Annotated in this window: 13 protein-coding genes and 2 tRNA genes; 8 read left to right on the forward strand and 7 right to left on the reverse strand. The window is 33.1% G+C overall.

Translation table 11 applies throughout. The features are described 5' to 3' along the window. Positions 1–232: 232 nt before the first annotated feature. Positions 233–475 carry a glutaredoxin family protein gene (locus AA80_RS07125; RefSeq protein ID WP_103877102.1) on the forward strand — a complete coding sequence of 81 codons (243 nt, stop codon included), beginning with the start codon at positions 233–235 and terminating at the stop codon, positions 473–475. Between the two features lie 62 nt (positions 476–537). On the opposite strand, the gene AA80_RS07130 is transcribed toward AA80_RS07125, so the two are convergent. Next, on the reverse strand, positions 538–3,054 hold the full coding sequence (locus AA80_RS07130; RefSeq protein ID WP_103877103.1) for an alpha-amylase family glycosyl hydrolase: 2,517 nt from the start codon (positions 3,052–3,054) through the stop codon (positions 538–540). 448 nt (positions 3,055–3,502) lie between these two features. Here AA80_RS07130 and AA80_RS07135 point away from each other — a divergent pair, with 448 nt between their 5' ends. The 4 genes from AA80_RS07135 (at position 3,503) to AA80_RS07150 (ending at position 8,009) form a co-directional block, all read left to right on the forward strand. After that, positions 3,503–3,778 carry a hypothetical protein gene (locus AA80_RS07135; protein WP_103877104.1) on the forward strand — a complete coding sequence of 92 codons (276 nt, stop codon included), beginning with the start codon at positions 3,503–3,505 and terminating at the stop codon, positions 3,776–3,778. Further along, positions 3,772–5,430: a LytS/YhcK type 5TM receptor domain-containing protein gene (locus tag AA80_RS07140; protein ID WP_103877105.1), complete on the forward strand. Its 1,659-nt coding sequence runs from the start codon at positions 3,772–3,774 to the stop codon at positions 5,428–5,430. Before AA80_RS07135 ends, AA80_RS07140 begins: the two co-directional genes overlap by 7 nt. Beyond that, the gene (locus AA80_RS07145) at positions 5,427–6,107 is read left to right on the forward strand and encodes a LytR/AlgR family response regulator transcription factor (RefSeq protein WP_103877106.1); all 681 of its coding nucleotides are present in this window, start codon (positions 5,427–5,429) and stop codon (positions 6,105–6,107) included. Before AA80_RS07140 ends, AA80_RS07145 begins: the two co-directional genes overlap by 4 nt. Before the next feature lie 231 nt (positions 6,108–6,338). Then, positions 6,339–8,009, forward strand: a complete 1,671-nt coding sequence (locus tag AA80_RS07150) for a carbon starvation CstA family protein (RefSeq protein WP_103877107.1) — start codon at positions 6,339–6,341, stop codon at positions 8,007–8,009. 84 nt (positions 8,010–8,093) lie between these two features. On the opposite strand, the gene hpf is transcribed toward AA80_RS07150, so the two are convergent. The 6 genes from hpf to AA80_RS07180 form a co-directional block, all read right to left on the reverse strand. Continuing rightward, complete coding sequence (gene hpf / locus AA80_RS07155) at positions 8,094–8,693, reverse strand: ribosome hibernation-promoting factor, HPF/YfiA family (protein WP_103877108.1); 600 nt, start codon at positions 8,691–8,693, stop codon at positions 8,094–8,096. Positions 8,694–8,789: 96 nt separating this feature from the next. Further along, a complete protein-coding gene (gene priA, locus AA80_RS07160; RefSeq protein WP_103877109.1) occupies positions 8,790–11,084 on the reverse strand; it encodes a replication restart helicase PriA in 2,295 nt (764 codons plus the stop codon). 15 nt (positions 11,085–11,099) lie between these two features. Further along, positions 11,100–13,091: an alpha-amylase family glycosyl hydrolase gene (locus AA80_RS07165; RefSeq protein WP_103877110.1), complete on the reverse strand. Its 1,992-nt coding sequence runs from the start codon at positions 13,089–13,091 to the stop codon at positions 11,100–11,102. Positions 13,092–13,221: 130 nt separating this feature from the next. Beyond that, positions 13,222–14,031: an Mrp/NBP35 family ATP-binding protein gene (locus AA80_RS07170; RefSeq protein ID WP_103877111.1), complete on the reverse strand. Its 810-nt coding sequence runs from the start codon at positions 14,029–14,031 to the stop codon at positions 13,222–13,224. Positions 14,032–14,063: 32 nt separating this feature from the next. Further along, positions 14,064–14,480, reverse strand: coding sequence for an OsmC family protein (locus AA80_RS07175; protein ID WP_103877112.1), 417 nt, complete (start codon positions 14,478–14,480; stop codon positions 14,064–14,066). A 212-nt stretch (positions 14,481–14,692) separates the two neighbouring features. Further along, complete coding sequence (locus AA80_RS07180) at positions 14,693–16,081, reverse strand: tryptophanase (protein WP_103877113.1); 1,389 nt, start codon at positions 16,079–16,081, stop codon at positions 14,693–14,695. A gap of 111 nt (positions 16,082–16,192) precedes the next feature. Here AA80_RS07180 and AA80_RS07185 point away from each other — a divergent pair. The 3 genes from AA80_RS07185 (at position 16,193) to AA80_RS07195 (ending at position 18,064) form a co-directional block, all read left to right on the forward strand. Beyond that, positions 16,193–16,269, forward strand: a tRNA-Thr gene (locus tag AA80_RS07185). Between the two features lie 10 nt (positions 16,270–16,279). Next, a tRNA-Gly gene (locus AA80_RS07190) sits at positions 16,280–16,354 on the forward strand. A gap of 48 nt (positions 16,355–16,402) precedes the next feature. Continuing rightward, positions 16,403–18,064 (forward strand): nucleoside kinase, encoded by a 1,662-nt coding sequence (locus tag AA80_RS07195; RefSeq protein WP_103877114.1) that lies wholly within the window; start codon positions 16,403–16,405, stop codon positions 18,062–18,064. The last annotated feature ends 446 nt before the right edge of the window (positions 18,065–18,510 follow it).

The following is an 18,510-nucleotide window of genomic DNA, read 5'->3' on the forward strand; positions in this document are numbered from 1 at the left end:
GAACGTATAAACAAAATAATCATCTTCTTCTCTTACTTTATAATTTATGGGAAGTTTAGGATAATTAAATATGTAGTCCGTCGTTTATCACCTCGTCTTTAAAATGTTTAATTGATATTTAAACACTTCTATTTTACAAAATTATATTTACCTTTTCTTAAAAGAAATATTATGAAAGTCTGTTATTATAATAAAAAATACCTATATAGGGTATGGGAGGTGGAAAGAAAATATGCAACATGTAAAAATAAAGGTTTATACAACTCCAAGTTGTCCTTGGTGCAGGAAAGCCAAATCGTACTTTAGAGAATTGGGAATAAAATTTAAGGAAGTCGATGTTTCAAAAGATCCAAAAGCAGCAGAAGAATTAGTTAGAAAAACTCATCAGATGGGGACTCCAGTGATTCAAATTGGAAATCATTATATCATTGGTTTTGATAAAAACAAAATCGACAGTATGCTCGGAATTAATTAAGACAGTCAGTTCAATATTAATAAAAACATAGGGCCTGATTTTAAAGGCCCTATGTTTTTTTGTTAATCAATTTTTATTAAAATATCGTCCATTATCTTCGGATCTGTTGGATTTCCTCCGCCAAACGACCAAGGGCCTCCATTTGGCGATAATGGCCTCAAAACCCCTTCTATTCCATCATAATCATAAGTTGTAACATAAATTGTCCATCCGGAAATATCGCTTGTGTCAAGTGTTGAAAGTGGAATCATAAAGGTTATTGTATTTTCTTTTTTATTAACCTGTATAGCAGGAGTGGGGGTTATTGGATTACCATATTTATTAGCTGATGAGTTCTCTGAACTGAAAAGACTAATACCCCAACCGGTTGCGTAAACTTCGTAATCCCAGTCTAAGTTATTTGGCATAATTGCATTTTGAAAAGGTAATTCTATTGCTCCTTTTTTGTTAGGGTCATCGAAGAAAATTTGAAATGTCACGTGATCGAATCCGTTGGCAGGGTTCCAGACATCAGTTACATTCTCCATAGTTACAATTATCCTAAGCATCGTTCCAATTTGTATCAATTCAACCTCTCTGATATCCATCTGTTTGTTGAAAGTTGGATCTTTTGGGTAAGAATAAGTTCCATTAGGTCCTTTATCGTCTCCCAGAGGATCTTCGACTACTTTAATTGTCACCATGGGGATATCAAAGTTAACGTTATAACTTTCTGAATAATCAACTATTAATGGAGTTCTTCCGTAGGCTTTAACGAATATGTTGTGTTGCCCAGGTGTGAAATCCGAGATGTTTATTGGAAGTTGCCAAGATTCATTTTGTTTTTGTGTGAGGGTGATTTTAGCATATCCCTTTTCCTCACGATCAACAATTACAAGAATGGATTTTGCGTTTGACGCAGTTCCTTTTAACACAAAGTTGTCCGAGAAGGTTTGACCCTCTTCTAAATTTGTTATTTCGACAGATATATCTTCTTCTTTCACTGGCTTAACTTCATCCGTCACCTCAAATATACCAATAGTTTTACCGTTTAACAAGATATTCAAAGATGAAGTATATACGATTTCTTTGTTAATCATATTGTTTACTAAAATTGGTTTAAGAATGGTACCTTCAGCAATTCCTAAGTCAACATCAGTAGCATGTTTTTTATTGGAAGACGTATTCATCAAAATAATATAAGATTTTGATTCATCCTTTACTTTATAAATGAAAGGTCCAGGACCTAATTCATCGCTGAAGAGGACTTCTACTTTTCCATATCTGAAAGTCGATATGTTTTTCCTTAATTCTGTTAATTCTTTAATGTACTGGAAGGTAGGTGTTGTTGTATCAAAGTGGTCAACGCCTCCAGAAGCAAATCCTTGTTCAAACATTGCTGCCCTTGTCTCAACAAAATTCTGTTCTGTACCGTAATATATTGTTGGGATTCCGGGAATAGTAAATATAAAAGTTAGCGCTTGTTTGAGACTGTTTATGTCAGAACCTTTTAGGAACCTATCCATATCGTGATTATCAATAAAGGTTATCATTCTTGAAGGATCTTTGTACATTATTTCTCTTTGATTCAACCTATACTCCAAGTAAGATGTTGGTTTTCCTTCTTTAAACACTCGTTTGATATCCGTTTGAAGTGGAAAATCTAACATTGAATTAAATCCAAATTCCATATATTCATTTAAAGACTCCTCGGCTTCGTTCGAGAAAGGTTGAGGTGTTATCCATGCTTCACCATAGGTTAAGAAATCATTTTTTCCACATGATTCGGCCATTTCATATATTCCATTTTCTCCATTTAAAAATTCTCCCCAAAATTCATTTGGAACATAGATAGCAGTATCTACCCTAAAACCATCTATATCCGCTTCTTCTATCCAAAAGGTGTAAGAATCTTTCAAAGCATCTATCACAAGAGGATTTTCAGTGTTCAAATCATCTAATTGAGAAAATTCGGTATTATATTGGTTTGGGTTTTTAATTTCTGAAGGCCAATGATAAATATTCAATTTTTTTTGTTCTGGATCGTTATAATCATTAATATTAAAGGGATACTGTTCGGGTTTGTTTGTTGGTACACTTTGATCGTTTAAAAAATATTTTCCGTTTTTGTAAATCAAAAAATTACCCGTATGATTCGCTACGATATCCTGAATTACATACAGCCCTCTTTTGTGAGCTTCTTCTACAAATTTTTTGTAAAGTTCTAAATCTCCAAAATGTTCTTCTACCTTTTTAAAATGTCTTGCCCAATAGCCATGGTAACCTCCATAATTCACACTTCCATCCCACCATTGGTTAGCTACAGGCGGTGTAATCCATATTGCCGTCGCACCTAATTCTTTAATGTAGTCTAACTGGTTGATCAAGCCTTGGATATCCCCACCGTTGTATTTTGAGTTCACCATTCCACTTTCTATACCTGAATCTGTTAGTACATCGTTGGAAGTATCTCCATTTGCAAACCTGTCTATCATAACAAAATAGATGATCTGATCTTCCCAATTTGGAGAAGGTGTTCCTGAAAAAACAAATGAAGCTAGGAAAAGAAACAATACTACTAAACCTAAGTATCTTTTCATTTGTTTCGCCTCCTTTTAACTTTTTTAATAATGGAAACGTTTTACTAGAATATTATAACATAAGTTTGAAAAACTTGCAAATCTAAGTACGGCTGTATAATAAAAATGGTTGATGAGGTACTTGACAAAAAGGATAAAAAAGATATCACTCCTCATTGAACAAAAAACAAATCAAGTTTAAAGACATAATTACTATCTAACCATTACCCTATTTCAATGACAATTAATTATGATCTAACTAACACTTTTTGGAAAAAAATAAAAATTTGTTATAATAATAAAAATATTGAAACCAAATTATTAGTATTTAGTTAACATTCCCCTGGGCTACTTCTAAAATGTTTAGAGGAAGCTTGGGTGTATGAAAATGTGTGAAAGTGTTTTTCAGTATTAGTATTGCAAAAGCAAAAACTTTGACTTTGGAGTGGTTATAAAAGTGGAGGCGAATATGAAAAATTTGATTTTGTACGGTTATGGATTAGGCGTTGATGATTTGAGAAACATTGCAAAAGTTAGAGATAAATATAAAAGAATAACTGTATTTGTTGCAAAAAATCCTGAGGGGAAAGCTAAGTTAATGTTAACAGAATTAAAGGATTTAGAAATAAATATAACTTCTAACTTCTATAAAGATGCAAAAAGAAAAGCTAAAGAGGTGGAAGATAGTGAATTAACAGACTTGGGTGATTTTGGAGACAGAGCGATAAGGCGGGATCCATGTTAGGAGATATTACTATTAATTTGCTTGAAAGATTGTCCTTAGTATTAGTCACAACTTATTTAATCTTTCAGACCTATGTTATGAGAAACATTGTAGGAAAAAGATTATTTCTTAAGAATAAGATTACCATAGGAATAATTGGGGGATTCATTGGAATTGTAGGTACGTTATCCGGTATAAATTATAATGGGGCAATTGTGAATTTTAGAGATATTGGTGTTATTTTAGCAGGTATTTTAGGTAATATCCCTGGCGGAGTTGTTGCAGCTTTAATTTCTACTACTTTTAGAATGTTCATTGGCGGGATCACCGCGATTCCTTGCTCTTTAGGAACTTTAACAGCAGGCTTTATTAGTGGTGTGATCTCAAAATATCATGGTAGAGAACATTTTACTTTTCTTAGAACATTACTTTACACAACTATTTTAGAGGTGGTACATTTAACCTATGTTTTAGTGATGGTAAAGCCAGCAGAATTAGCTTTTGAAATAACTTTTAATATATTATTTCCAATGATTTTAACGAATGCTTTAGGCGTTTCTTTTTTCAATTTCATGATTATAAATATAGAGAATCAACTTCAATTTACCGAAGAAAATACAATGAATTCTATTTTTTTGATAATGGAAAAAAGTTTGTCTTTTGCTGAAAAAGGTCTAAATAAAGAAAGTGCAAATGTTATAGCTAAAGTTATCTTAGAAAATACAAATTTCGATGCTATAGCATTGACTAATAAAGATGTAGTTTTAGCTCATGTTGGAAGTGGTTCAGATCATCATATTTCTGAATGGCCAATAATAGATCAAATGACCAAAAAAGTTATTAACAGCGGAAGAGAATTAACGATTGTCAATAGAGAAGGGATAAATTGTATAAAAAAGGATTGCCCGTTGTTTTCGTCTATAATTATTCCTATAAAAGACATTAATGGAAAGTTAATAGGAACTTTGAAACTGTATTATTCTAAATATAAAACTATAAAAAATGCTGATCTAATATTTGGTAAAAAGTTAGCTCAAATTCTCTCGTTAATATTGTCAATTTATCAAATTAATAAGGCACTGAAACTAACTACAGAAGAGAAATTGAGAGAATTGATGTCCAATATGAGTCCGCATTTTTTATTCAATACTTTGAACGCTATAAAATATATATCTAAAGAAGAACCAGAAAAAGTTGCTTATTTTATAGATAATTTATCAGATTTACTGAGGTATACTCTACGTGAAAACTCCCAATTGGTTAGTGTAAAAAAAGAGGTTGATTTTACCTTAAATTACCTTACATTAATGAAACTTCGATTTAAAGATAAATTGGATTATGAAATTGATTTTGATGATAATATAGAGGATGAATTAATTCCTCCTTTTTTATTACAACCGTTGGTAGAAAATTCAATAAAACACGGTTTGAAAGACTCAAAATTATTAGTAAAAATTAAAATTGAAAGAAGTGAACAAGGGCTAAAGATTATAGTAAAAGATAATGGGAAAGGTTTTAAAATTATTAGAGATAGCGGAAAAGGTTTATTTTTGATAAAAAGTAGATTAGAGAGCTTATACGGAAGTGATTATAGGTTTAATATAAAACATATTTTATTAGGGGGAACCATGGCGGAAATAATAGTTAAAAATAAATCTGGTGAACGAGTATGATAAAAGTTGCAATTATTGATGATGAATATTACGCCAGGGAGTCTTTAAAAGATTTAATAAATAAAATGAGCAGTTTTGATATAGTTGGTTGCTTTGAAGACGTTGAAAAATTTTTAAAAAGCGATGCTAAAAAGATTACAGACGTTATATTTTTAGATATAGAAATGCCAATAATGAATGGGCTAAAAGCCTCTAAATATCTTGAAAACTATAAAATTGTATTTGTAACAGCTTATTCTGAATATGCAGTTGATGCATTTGAAGTAAGAGCATTGGATTATTTAACAAAACCCATTTCAGAAATAAGGTTTATAGAAACCATAAATAGAATAGAGGAAGTATTTAAAAACGCCAAGGTGAATAAAATAACAGTAAAAAATAATGAAGAAATAATATTTCTCGATATCTGTGATATCTACTATTTTGAATACTTTGAAAAAAAGATAAGAGTGATTACTGAAAACGATGAATATGTGCTGAAACATTTTAAAAATTTAAGTAATTTGGAAAAAGAATTACCCAAAGAGTTTTTAAGGGTACATAAATCTTATATTATAAATTTGAATTATATAGACAGATATATTAATAACCTCAATTCCATTCAGATGAAAAACAATAAAATAATACCAATAGGTAAAACACATATGAAGAATTTAAAAATTAAACTTAATATATAATGTCAAGTAAATTAAACATCTTTTAATAAAAAAAAATAGCCTTTCAGGCTATTTTTTTTAACGTTTAAGAAGCAAACAGTCTTTTTGTACGTATAATAAATACTTAGAACTTCGCTTAATTTTCTAAAATACCTAATAGAGAAAATCCAAACTTCAGACTTTAATTTAATAAAACGACCACAAGGTGGAATTCCTTAAGATTGTACAAAAATTTTAAAAGGAGGGATTACAGTGAATTCTTTGGTTTTGGCCTTGGTTGCTTTTTTTGGTTATTGGTTAGCTTATATCACTTATGGTAAGTGGTTGTCAAGAAAGATTTTTGGTTTAAATGACAAAAATCTGGTACCCTCAAAAGAATTTGAGGATGGCGTCGATTACGTTCCAACGAAGAAACATATCCTTTTTGGGCACCATTTTACAACGATTGCAGGGACAGGCCCTATAGTTGGTCCTGCAATTGGTGTTATATGGGGTTGGGTGCCAGCGTTTTTGTGGGTCGTATTGGGACCAATTTTTGCTGGAGCAGTTCATGATTTTACGTCATTAGTTGTTTCAGCAAGAACTCAAGGAAAAACTCTCGGTGAACTAACCGGTGACCTGATTAATGAAAGAACAGCAAAAATTTTCCACCTCTTAATTCAATTTTTGTTGTGGATAGTTGTAGCAGTGTTTGGAATGATCGTAGCTTTATTATTCAACATGTATCCAGAATCTGTAATTCCAGTATGGCTGGAAATTCCCATCGCTATGTGGTTAGGTCATATGGTTTATAACAAAGGTAAAAAAGATACCGTTTATTCGATAATCGCTATTATTTTAATGTATGTTACTATATTTATAGGTCTTTTGGTGCCAATAAAGGGGATTTCAGTGGTAACTTGGATTTATATTTTAATGGCCTATGTGTTCATAGCGTCAGTTTTACCTGTACATAGGTTATTACAGCCAAGAGATTATATCAATTCACATGAATTGTTCATAGCTTTGGTGTTGTTGATGCTGGGTGTTTTTGTAGGGCATCCACCAGTTGTCGCGCCTGCGTTTTACTCCGTTCCAGATGCTCCCCCATTGTTTCCCATCTTATTTATAACTATTGCATGTGGTGCTATCTCTGGTTTTCATAGCCTTGCAGCTTCGGGTACTACTGTAAGGCAATTAGAAAAAGAAACAGACTCACATCTAATAGGGTATGGTGCAATGCTATTAGAAGGTGCACTTGCAGTAATGATTATTATAGCAGTAACAGCTGGGATAGGTATGAACGGTGGTGGAGTAGAGGCTTTTTCATCGCATTATAGTTCGTGGGCATCATCTAGTGGTTTAAGTGCAAAATTAACTGCTGTTATAAATGGTTCTGCTAACCTAATGAATTCATATGGTATTCCGTTAGATCTCGCTAAAACGATCATGGCTGTTTTTATCGTTTCATTTGCTGGAACAACAATGGATTCAGCAGTAAGGATGCAAAGGTTTGCTCTAGTGGAATTGTTTTCCACAAAGAAGGGAGATGTGGTGATAAAACCGTTAAAAAATAGGTATGTTACTACAACATTTGTTATTTTAGCAGCTATTGCACTGTCAATGTCAGCTGAAGGGGGTACAGGTGCTTTATTACTATGGCCTGCATTTGGTGCCCTGAACCAATTGTTAGCTGCCTTGGCATTATTAATAGGTACTGTTTACTTAGTTAAGAAGAAAAAGCCATTTTGGATTACGGGATTGCCGATGTTATTTATGTTAGTAGTGACTCTATCTGCAACAGTAATAAACTTAAATAGCTTCATTAAAGCGCAAAATGGTTTATTGATATTTGTTTCAATTTCAACACTTATCATAGCATTATGGATAACGGTAGAAGGATTCATCGAAATTGGTAAGGCATTGAAAAAAATCGATAATTAGAAAAAACATAGGGTCTGCTTTTAAAGACCCTATGTTTTTTTCTCAATCAATTTTTATTGAAGGCATCCCTTGTGTGTCTAATAATTATTCATTGAATTCTATGAGCCCTAAATCTCCATCTTTTCTTTCGTAAAGCACACTGATAGCGTCATTTTCTGGGTTTCTGAAAACGAAAAATGAATGTCCCAAAAGTTGCATTTGTAACATTGCTTCTTCCACATTCATAAGAGTTAAGTCAAAATTTTTTGTTCTCACGATTTTAGGGGCATTTGGTTTTTCTTCACTCTCTGTTTTACTTTCATCATTGAAATTAAGATCATTGATGTTGGCATTTAGGAAGTTTTGTTCTATTTCCATACGCACTTTTTTATCTGTTCTACTTTGTTCTTGCAAACGATTTTTTAGCTCTCTGATTTTTCTTTCGAAAGAATCAGTTACCTTATCTATAGCTTCATAAAGATCGTTGCTTCTTTCTTCTACTTTTATGATCTTGTTTAAAGCTTTAATGTGGGTAGTTATTTCAACTTTGTACATGCCTCTCTCTTTTGTGATTCTGACGTCAGAAGGAGAGACGATATCAGGATGTTTTTTAAGAAGATGGTCTGGTTTACTCATCCTTTTTTCGATATAATTCTCTAAAGCTTCTGTGAGTTCTACTTCCTTTGTATAAACTTTATACTCCATCTAAATCACCTCCAGATTTGAATAGTTGTTGTACTTGTCTTTAGTGTGTATCCATATTTTGACGTTAAACATGAAACGACGTTTTCATAACAATATTTATACTAATGTAGTGGGAGGATTAACATAAATTTTGATATCTCTGTAATATGTTTTAAGCGTTGAGAATAAAAACTCATGATTTTTCTGTTTGCTTTTTATAATGATTTGATACCTGTAATTTCCCCTTAATTTGGAAATGATAGGCACAACCGGGCCTAATATTTCAAAATCATCCTGATTTTCAATTCTATCCAACTCTTCGACAATTTCATTCGCTTTAGCTTTTGCTTTATCAACAGAAGGGTTGTTCACTAAAATCAAAAACAAGGTCACGAATGGAGGATATCCGTATATTTTTCTTAGTTCAAGATCATTCTCTGCAATCAGATCAAAATTATGATCAATTAAAGATTTATAAATATTACTTTCTGGTTGAAAACTTTGAATGATAACTTTGCCTTTTTCTTTTCTGCCAGATCTCCCAGCAACCTGCATAAGCAATGAGGCTGTACTTTCCTGAGCATTGTAGTCAGGGAAGTTGATATATCTATCAGCATCAAGAATGACTACTAAATCCAAATCTTGAATATCTAAACCTTTAGTGATCATCTTAGTTCCAACAATGATTTTTTTCCCGGGTTCTTTAATGAAATTAAAAGTGTTTTTTAGGTCTTTAAATGTTTTTATAACCGTTCTATCTACTCTTACCAAGGGTTGTGAAGGGAACATTTTAGCTAATTCAGTCAAAACTCGTTCAGTTCCAAAACCTCTGGATTGTAGTTTAAACCCTCCGCATTTCGGGCAAAAATTTGGTAATTCACTTTCTTTCCCACAGTAATGGCAACTTAATTTTCTGTCTTTTTTATGAAAAGTTAATGAAACATCGCACTCATCACATTTAAATATATATCCACAATCGCTGCAAATTACGTAATTGGCATAACCTCTCGTTGGTGTAAAAACAATTATTTTTTTATTTTTTTTCAAAGAGATTTCTATATTTTCTACTACCTTTTTACTGAATATCCAGTTGTATTTTTCATCCTTTTTCATATCAACTATCTGTACCTCAGGCATTTCCGTGAAGTATCTTGTTTTTATTTTTTCAAGATAAAAAGAGTTCGTTTTCGCCATGTATAGATCAACCATCCGTGGGGTAGCTGATGAAAGTATTAGTTGAATATCTTCTAACTCTTTTCTAAAACAGGCTGTATCTATCGCATCGTAACTAACGTTTTCTATCTGATAGTAAGATTGATCATGTTCTTCATCGATTATTATCATTTTCAAATCTTTCATGGGTATAAAGATGGCACTTCTTGTCCCTATGACTAAGTCCAATTCACCATTTGCTGCTTTATACCATGTCTGTACTCTTTCACTACTTGTAAGCCCAGAATGGTAAAATGCAGTATTGTAATTAGCGAACCGTTTTTTTAACCTGTTCATTAGCTCTGAGGTTAAGGAAATTTCTGGAACCAAAAGAAGTACTTTTCCACCATTTTTCAAAATAGGCTTAGCCACTTCGAAAAATACTTCCGTTTTACCGCTACCTGTAACTCCGTACAATAAATGAGGTTTGTCAGGATTTACCTGTATTGATTCAACTGCTTGTCTCTGTTCTTCATTTAAAGAAACTTCTATATTTTCTTCACAAGATGTTGAACTTTCTGATAAGTCTATTATACCTTTTTTCCATAATGTATTCAAAACTGTGGAACCTTTTTTCACAATACCTTGTGAGTATAGATCGCTTTCTAAGGTCTCACCGTTTAAGGAGAGATAGTTTATTACCTCTCTAGCAGATTTTGATACATTGAACTTCCATGTCTCTTTTAAGTCCATTTTTAAACTAACAAACTTATCTATTTTTTTTGTGAATTCTTTTCTATATAGTTCTATCTCAATTAAATTCGAATCTAAATATTCCCTTAACTGCTTGTTGGCTTTTGAAGGGTTATTAAAAGATTTTAAAAATTGTTTATAAAAAATAGGTTTTTGAATTGGGGAAAAAGACCTTTTTGGTATAATTCTCAGTTTATATATATCTGAGGAAACAGGAGGAAAAAACAATCTTGCAACTTCTCCAATAGGTGCCATAAATTTGGAGCTTACCTTTTCCATAAGTTTGATGTGACTTTCATTTAAAAAACTCTTATTATCCAATGGAAACGCGATCTCTTTTATTTTGTTGAATTCAGTACTTTCAGTTTCTTTGTAAATTAGTCCAGAAAGGAATTTACCTCTTAAATCAACGATAACCCTTTGACCTATCTCTAATTTTTTGTCACTTTTGTAGGTAAACCCATTAAAAACCATTTGCCCTATGGGAATAACTTCATAATAATACATCAAAAACCTCCAACTTTATTCACTAACAAGTACAAGAAAACTTTTACCTGGCATTTTCTCTATAGTATCGAAGCTTTTCCCAGTGAAAATATCTATGTAATTTCCGTACAAGTCATACTCGATTTCAATTTGAGAATCTTTAGAATTTAGTGCAATTATAATGTTCTCTGATTGATATCGTCTTTCATAAATTAGAACACTTTCATCGGCATACAGTACTGTATAATCACCTTTTCTCAAGGCATTACTTTTTTTTCTTAATTCGGCGAGCTGAGAATATAATTCTAAAATTTCCATATTCCATTTGTTATCATCCCAGTAAAATGGAACCCTGCAGAATGGATCTGTGGTCCCTGTCATGCCTATCTCATCACCATAATATATTAGAGGAGAGCCGATAAACGTCATTTGAAGAACAACAGCTAATTTCATTCGCTCCGTATCCTCACCGAAGGCGGTTAGAATTCTTTCTGTATCATGTGAACCTAAAAGGTTCCACAACCCATGCAGTACTTGTGGCGGATATTTGTGTATATATGCATTGGTGGTATTAACAAAATTAATAGACTTTCCACCTTTAGCATAAGCAATAGCTGCATCTCTGAAGATGTAATTCATAACCGAGTCGAAGCTTGGATCTTCAAAATAAGAAGTGGCATCTCTCCAAAATTCTCCCACAACTAAAGCTTCTTGGTCTATATTTTTAATATTCTCGTAAAGAGCTGACCAATAAGCTTCAGGAAGTTGATCAACCGCATCCATTCGCCATCCATCTATACCAAAACTCATCCATTTACCAATTACCTGATTTATGTATGCCCTTACCTCGGGATTTTCGTTGTTTAATTGAGGGAGATCAGCGTATCCATGCCAACCTTCGTAACTTTCTGTCGATTTTTTGATAGGAAATGACTTAATATAATACCAATCCAAATAATCGGATTTTTCTTGTTTGAGAAAGTTTTCTTTCATAGCGAAAAATTCAGTTCCGGTGTGATTAAAGACACCATCTAATATTACTTTGATATCTGATTCATGTAATACTTTCAATATATTAGAAAAGACCTCATCATTACCAAAAGAATCATCAATTCTTAGATAATCAGTTGTATCGTATTTATGAGGAGTCTCGGCTTCAAAAATGGGATTGAAATAGATTGCTTCCACTCCTAAATATTTAAAATAATCAATTGAGTCAATGACTCCTTGAAGATCCCCACCATAAAAACCAAAAGAAAGAGAATTTCTGTTGTGTGGACCATTCCAACTGTATGTTCCTTTAGGATCATTTGAAGAATCACCATTTCTGAACCTATCAGGAAATATTTGATAATAGATCCTTCCTTTTGACCACTCGGGTATATCAAAATATGAAATTATAGGATGGTTAAAGTCGAATTCAAAAAATTCTTCAGATCTGTTGAAACCGTATATTATTTCTTCCCCATCGTAAATTAAAAATCGATACTTTAAAACTTCTGATTCTGTAAATATGTGAAACCTATAAAGAATGGTATTATTGAATTCTATTACGGACTTTTGTACGGATGAGGCGTTAGCCTGTAGTTCAACGTCTTCAACATCATTTTTTTCGAATTCTATTGAAAGATATATTTCTCCCTTTTGTACTGGATTTATGTATCTTCTTTGGTTATCGAAATAAAAGTTTTTAACTTTTCCATCCCCAACTTTTGAAAAAACATATGCCTCTTGAACGGTACGTACATTGAAGATTTCTCCGCTATATGCTGTTATCTTATCGTTTTGAAAATCTATCGTTCTTTTACCATCTACGATGAATTTATAGAGGTATTCACCAGGCTCTAAATTAACGTTATAACGCCACAGGCCTGTGAAGCTTTTTTCCATCGGTACCGGTTCAAAGTCGTTAAAACTCGCAACTAAATAAACAGAAGTAGCTTCTTTTGAGTATAAAAAAGAAGTATTTACTGAAAAAGAAACAACAACAGAAAAAATTATCGTTATAAGGAAAACTAATTGTTTCATGAGTATAACCCCCTAGATAAAAAGAAGTTTACTGGCTTGAGATAATTTAAATGTGGTGTTTCCATACTGTAACCCTTTATAATCAAAAGACTATCTTCTTCCCATCTTAGTTTTCTGATCTTATACTTTATTAACGAACCGTTTCTACTTTTTCTATTACCTTCTTGCCCAAATTAACGTAAGAGCTAGTTACTTCAGGGGTTCCGAAGTAAGCAACGGGTTTACCAGCATCCATGTTTTCCCTGACAGTCGAATCCAAAGGAATTTGTGCAAGTAATTCTAAATTGTATTTTTCGGCTAAAACTCTTCCTCCACCTTCACCAAAAATGAAGTGTTTAGTCTTACAATTTGGACAGATAAAATATGACATATTTTCAACTATCCCGATAATTTGTTTGTTCATTTTTTTCACAAAATTAATAGCCCTCTCCACGTCGTCTTGCGAAACGACAGAGGGAGAAGTTACAATCAAAGCACCCTTAATCTTTTCCACGTTTTGAAAAACCGTTAGAGGTTCATCTCCGGTACCTGGGGGTGCATCAATAATAAGATAGTCCAATTCACCCCAAGCAACATCACCAATAAATTGCATTATAGCGCCTGTTTTTAAAGGGCCTCTCCAGATAACAGCATCATTATCGTTATCCAGAAATTGGGAAATAGAAATAACCTTTATTCCGTGTACTTGGGGAGGAAGTATTTCCTCCCCAACTGCAGAAATTTTAGCCTCCCTACCTCCCAACATTCTTACTACATCCGGACCATGTAAATCAACATCTAAAAGGCCTACTTTTCTACCCTCTAGAGCCAAAGCTACCGCTAAATTCACTGCGACGGTAGTTTTCCCAACTCCTCCTTTACCGCTCATAACCATAATAACGTTATCGATATTTTCAAGCTTTTGAGAGACCTTCTCTTTTCTTTCCTTTAAGTTAGCCATTCTATTCCTCCCAACAATCATTGTACTTATATTTACTCAACGATCTTTACTTCGTAAGTAATCTCTGTAGAACCTCTAAAAGTAGCGCTTGCTCCACAATATTTTTCTTGTGAAAGTTGAGCGGCTCTTTCCAATTTATCTATGGGTAGATCCTTCCCCTTAAATTCGTAAATTATATGAATCTTCGTATATTTTTTGGGATGTTCCTCACTTCTTTCTGTTAATATTCTCAAATTTAATTCATCGTACTTTACTTTCATTTTGTTTAGAATAGTTACTACGTCTATTCCTGTACATCCTCCTAAGCCGGCAATTAAGTACTCCATGGGGCGCGCAGCCGAATCATAACCAAGGTTCTCTGGGGCTGCGTCCACATGAACATCATGACCAGATGGTGTTTTCATGTAAAAATGACTTCCGTGTGTGTTTTGCAGTAAAAATTCAGACATAATTAACATCTCCTCCATTTTAGTATTATTTTACAATTTTTAGAAACTCTAAAATTTTATATATAGCACCATTCGTCTCACACCCTATACCAATATTGGTCCTTATAGGATTTCTTCAAACATTTGTCATCTTCATTTTATTTATGAAGTGTCTGAGTTCAATTCTTTCTAATAATACATTATATCATGAAAAAGTGATTTATAAATTGAAATTACGTTTCGATAGGTTTCAATCTTGCCATGAAATGTCTTAGAATTTTAGGCTCGTATGTGAATTCTAATCCTTTGAGTGAGGTAGATATATCTTTTACAGCTAACAATCCTTCAGCAACGTAATCAAGGTGCGTGTAAGTATAGACTCTTCTTGGGATGGCTAATCTCAAGAATTCAAAAGGAGATTCAAGTTGTTCACCAGTCTGAGGATCACGCCCCATCATTAATGATCCAACTTCTACACCACGAACTCCAGATTCTAAATAAAGTGCGTTCGCCAATGCTTGAGCTGGAAATTGGTAATAAGGTATATGAGGAAGCATCTTTTTAGCATCCACAAAAACAGCGTGTCCTCCAGCTGGATATTGAATTGGTACTCCACCCTCTCTTAACCTATCTCCCAAGTATTTTACTTGTTTTATTCTATAATCCAAATAATCAAATTGAATTCCTTCTTTTAAACCTCTTGCCATGACTTCCATATCTCGCCCAGCTAAACCACCATATGTAGGGAATCCTTCTAAAGGAACAAGAGCTGCTTTTACTTGATTAAACAGAGCTTCATCTTCTTTAATCCCAATTAATCCACCTATATTTACTATGGCGTCTTTTTTTGCACTCATGGTGAATCCATCGGCATAACTAAACATCTCTTTCACTATTTCTTCTATGGATTTTTCAAAATATTCTTTTTCTCTTTGCTTTATAAAATAAGCATTTTCAGCGTAACGAGCCGCATCCAGAAATACACGAATCCCATATTTATTGGCTATTTCACTAACTTGCCTTATGTTTTGCATAGAAACAGGTTGCCCACCTGAACTGTTACAGGTAATAGTTATTATTATAAAAGCGATATTATTGCTCCCTTTATCTAAGATAAATGATTCCAATTTTTCTAAGTCAAAATTTCCTTTAAAGGGATGATAGGTATCTGTATCAAGAGCCTCTTCTATAACTATATCAACAGGCTGGCCTTTAGCTAATTCGACGTGTGCCCTAGTTGTATCAAAATGCATGTTACTCAAAACATATTGACCAGGTTTTTTAATTAAAAGGGGGAATAAAACCTGTTCTGCTCCTCTTCCTTGATGAGTGGGTACAAAATAGTTGTAATCAAAGATTTCTTTACTTGTTTCCCATAAATGGTAGAAACTCTTACTTCCCGCGTAAGATTCATCTCCCAACATCAATCCTGACCATTGATTATCGCTCATTGCTCCAGTACCGCTGTCGGTCAACAAATCAATGTAGACTTCTTCTGATTTCAATGCAAATAAATTATAGCCCGTCCTTTTTAAGGCTTCTTCTCTTTCTTTTCTAGAAATTTTTTTGATGGGTTCCACCATCTTGATCTTGAAAGGTTCTGGGTCAGCTTTTTTACCCATTTTTCTCCCCCTTTATTAGATTTTTTCTGCTACACATTTATTTTACCATATTTTAATTTTTTACATTACTTGACGAAAGGAATTAAATATAGTATAATTTATCTTGAAAATGCAGGTGTAGCTTCAGTCGGTAGAGCGCCGCCTTGGTAAGGCGGAGGTCATGGGTTCGAGCCCCATCACCTGCTCCAGAAAATTAATGCGGATATAGCTCAGTGGTAGAGCACTTGCTTGCCAAGCAAGGGGTCGTGGGTTCGAATCCCATTATCCGCTCCAAAACCCGGGTGTAGCCCGGGTTTCACTTTCTGAAAGGAGAAAATCGAAATGGAGTTTCAACTGAGAGATGTTGAATCTGGACAAGTATACCATGCTGATGAAAACACAAAATTTATTGATATAGCAAAAAAATTCGAAAAGACCTCCGGGAAACAGGTTTTATACGTGAAATTTAACAACGACATTAAGGAATTGTTCAGCAAAGTATCTAAAAGTGGAAGCATACAGTTTTGTGATATTACAACGCTAGATGGAGTGCGTATTTATAGGCGAGGACTTTTCTTTGTTTTGTATATTGCATTGAAAGAAATCAATCCAGAAGACAGGTTTTATGTGAATAATACCCTCAACGATGCTATGTATTGCGAATTTAAATCTGGAGAACCTTCGGAAGATTATTTATTGTTAATAGAAAACAAGATGAGGGAGATCGTTGAAAAAGACATTGTTTTTGAAAAGAAAACTATAGACAAATTCGATGCCATAAAGATGTTTAAGGAGATAGGAGAAGAAGATAAGGCTTTACTTTTCAAATACCGAAAGAAAAGTACCGTTAATGTATATTACGCTGGCAAACATTTTAACTACTTTTATGGATACCTTCCGTATTCAACAGGATATGTTAATAAATTCAAATTGAAAAAGGTTGAAAAGGGTTTCGTCATAATTCATCCCACAAACCGTTTCCCATGTGATGTTCCAGATTATAGTTATTCTCCTAAGTTATTTGCAACCTTTGAAGAATACAAAAATTGGTTAGATATTATGGAAATAAAAACAGTTGGAGAATTAAACTCTATAATTTCTCAAGGTGCCGAAAGGGTAAGAGAGATCATTCGTGTAGCAGAAGCTTTACATGAACAAAAATATGCCCAGATAGCTGATGAAATAGTAAATAGAAAAAATATAAGATTGATAACGATAGCTGGGCCATCTTCTTCTGGAAAAACAACAAGTGCTAGGAGAATCGCCTTACATCTTAAAGTTCATGGGTTAAGGCCAGTTCCAATATCTTTAGATGACTTTTTCCTAGAGCGAGAGAAGACGCCAAGAGATGAAAACGGTAATTACAACTTTGAAAGTATAAATGCCTTGGATTTAGAATTGTTCAACAAAACAATGATTGATCTGATAAAGGGAAAAGAAGTTATACTCCCAAAATTTGACTTCAAAACTGGTACAAGATTTTGGCAAGATGAAACTTTAAAAATAAAAGAAAATCAACCCATTATTATAGAAGGTATTCATGGCTTGAACGAACTGCTAACCAATTCTATTCCAAAAGAACAAAAGTTTAAAATCTATGTGAGCTCTTTAACTCAAATGAATTTAGACAGTATGGATAGAATTCCTACAACGGATACTAGACTTATAAGAAGGTTAGTGAGAGATTATTACTTTAGAGGTTATTCTGCTGAAGATACATTAAAAATTTGGCATTCAGTAGTAAAAGGCGAACATAAAAATATATTTCCTTTTCAAGATGAAGCGGACATTATGTTTAATTCTCACCTAGTTTACGAGCTCTCGGTTTTGAAGTTATTTGCCGAGCCTCTATTGCTAACTATTGATAACTCTCATCCTGAATATACAGAAGCTAAAAGGTTACTCAGATTTTTGGATTATTTTCTTCCAATCACGGAACTCGACGAAATACCCAAAACTTCAATAATAAGAGAATTTATAGGTAAAAGTACTTTTAGGTATTGATTTAGATATATACGTTATACCGACTTTATTAAGTTGACTTTACTTTTATAAAATATTTTCTTTCTTTGAAAAGTTAAATTCTCCTTATGAATGCTAGATTTCAAAAACCTTCCACAGCAAATTCTAGTTTTTATTATACTTTTTGGCTATCTCAAAAATTGTGTCCTCTGATTGTACAAATCAGAGGACTTTTTTGTTTTATAATCAGTCTGAAATGGCGTGTTAGATCATAATTAATTGTCATCGAAATAGGGTAATGGTTAGATAGTATTTATGTCATTGAAATTGATGGCTGTATAATAAAAATGGTTGATGAGGTACTTGACAAAAGGGGTAAAAAAAAGATATCACTCCTCATAGAACAAAAAACAAAAAAATAAAAAGAGAGAGAGAGAGGAGCGATATCATAAGCAACAAAATTATAGCACAAATACTGGGTATTGATA

The sequence above is a fragment of the Petrotoga sibirica DSM 13575 genome, assembly GCF_002924625.1.
GTDB lineage: Bacteria > Thermotogota > Thermotogae > Petrotogales > Petrotogaceae > Petrotoga > Petrotoga sibirica.

Bases quoted from the DNA above. Each gene is read 5' to 3' on its own strand.
- AA80_RS07175 (WP_103877112.1), bottom strand. From the start codon at position 14,480: ATGTCTGAATTTTTACTGCAAAACACACACGGAAGTCATTTTTACATG.
- AA80_RS07145 (WP_103877106.1), top strand. From the start codon at position 5,427: ATGATAAAAGTTGCAATTATTGATGATGAATATTACGCCAGGGAGTCT.
- AA80_RS07195 (WP_103877114.1), top strand. From the start codon at position 16,403: ATGGAGTTTCAACTGAGAGATGTTGAATCTGGACAAGTATACCATGCT.
- AA80_RS07130 (WP_103877103.1), bottom strand. From the start codon at position 3,054: ATGAAAAGATACTTAGGTTTAGTAGTATTGTTTCTTTTCCTAGCTTCA.
- AA80_RS07180 (WP_103877113.1), bottom strand. From the start codon at position 16,081: ATGGGTAAAAAAGCTGACCCAGAACCTTTCAAGATCAAGATGGTGGAA.
- AA80_RS07165 (WP_103877110.1), bottom strand. From the start codon at position 13,091: ATGAAACAATTAGTTTTCCTTATAACGATAATTTTTTCTGTTGTTGTT.
- AA80_RS07125 (WP_103877102.1), top strand. From the start codon at position 233: ATGCAACATGTAAAAATAAAGGTTTATACAACTCCAAGTTGTCCTTGG.
- AA80_RS07170 (WP_103877111.1), bottom strand. From the start codon at position 14,031: ATGGCTAACTTAAAGGAAAGAAAAGAGAAGGTCTCTCAAAAGCTTGAA.
- priA (WP_103877109.1), bottom strand. From the start codon at position 11,084: ATGTATTATTATGAAGTTATTCCCATAGGGCAAATGGTTTTTAATGGG.
- hpf (WP_103877108.1), bottom strand. From the start codon at position 8,693: ATGGAGTATAAAGTTTATACAAAGGAAGTAGAACTCACAGAAGCTTTA.
- AA80_RS07135 (WP_103877104.1), top strand. From the start codon at position 3,503: ATGAAAAATTTGATTTTGTACGGTTATGGATTAGGCGTTGATGATTTG.
- AA80_RS07140 (WP_103877105.1), top strand. From the start codon at position 3,772: ATGTTAGGAGATATTACTATTAATTTGCTTGAAAGATTGTCCTTAGTA.